Genomic DNA, 880 nt, shown 5'->3' with positions numbered 1-880 from the left:
GGTAACCACCTCAACGGCCAGCCCCTGCCCAGCGCTACCGCCGGCGGCGCCACCGCACCGACCGGGCCGACTGGTCCGACCGCTCCGACTGGTCCGACCGCGCCGACCGCGCAGCTGGCGCAGCTCACCCAGTCGCTGCCGTTGATCGGTGCTGCGCGCATGGCGGGCGACACCGTCGCTACGACCACGCAGGCGGCCGCAACCGCGACCTCGAAGCTGGCTGCGACCCCGGATGCTTCCGGTAAGCAACTCGCTGCGACTGGGAAGAAGGTCGCCAGCTCACAGAAAGCGGTGAGCTCCGTTCCGCGGAAGGTGGTCACCAAGGCAGTCCGCGAGTCGGCTGCCAACGTGTCCAAGGTGACGGCGACCGCGAAGGAGGCGGCCACGCACCTGGATGTGACCGCGGCGCAGGGCAAAACCGGTCACAAGATGACCGTCTCAGCCAACACCGAGGCCAAGTCGAACGCTGTGAACGGTGCCGCGGCCTTGGACCTCGACGCCAACAGCATTCCGGTCAAGATCACGCTTCCGGAAATCGGATGACAACTACATAGGAAGCAACAAGGTAGGGCGCCGAGGAAACTCGGTGCCCTACCTGTTCCTGTTCTCTCCCCGCATCCGATATCGCGCTGTCGTTCAAGTCTCTTTCTTGGCATTGGCGGAGAGGTGCGAGAATCTCCCGGAGCGCTGGCAACTCGTGGCTCTGGTACTGGCCGTCGTTTCCGATATTAAGGGAGCCCTTTTCCTGTGAACAGGATCCACCCTTCTGAGTGTCACGCGATAATGTGATCAGGCGGTGATTCAAGCGTCACTGTCGCCGCGATTCGGAGTAGTTTTTGATTTGCCCGCAGATTCGACCCAAGTCAGAGGTCAAGGTCGG

General features: G+C 63.1%; 1 pseudogene. It reads left to right on the top strand.

What is annotated here, in order from left to right:
• A pseudogene (locus FXO23_RS50575) lies at positions 1-543 on the top strand (hypothetical protein); the annotation flags it as partial.
• Positions 544-880: the final 337 nt, after the last annotated feature.

It is taken from the genome of Amycolatopsis anabasis (assembly GCF_009765355.1).
In the GTDB taxonomy this organism is placed as follows: Bacteria; Actinomycetota; Actinomycetes; order Mycobacteriales; family Pseudonocardiaceae; genus Amycolatopsis; species Amycolatopsis anabasis.
The sequence above is the reverse complement of the archived record's forward strand: the minus strand, read 5'-3'. Positions and strand labels throughout refer to the sequence as shown.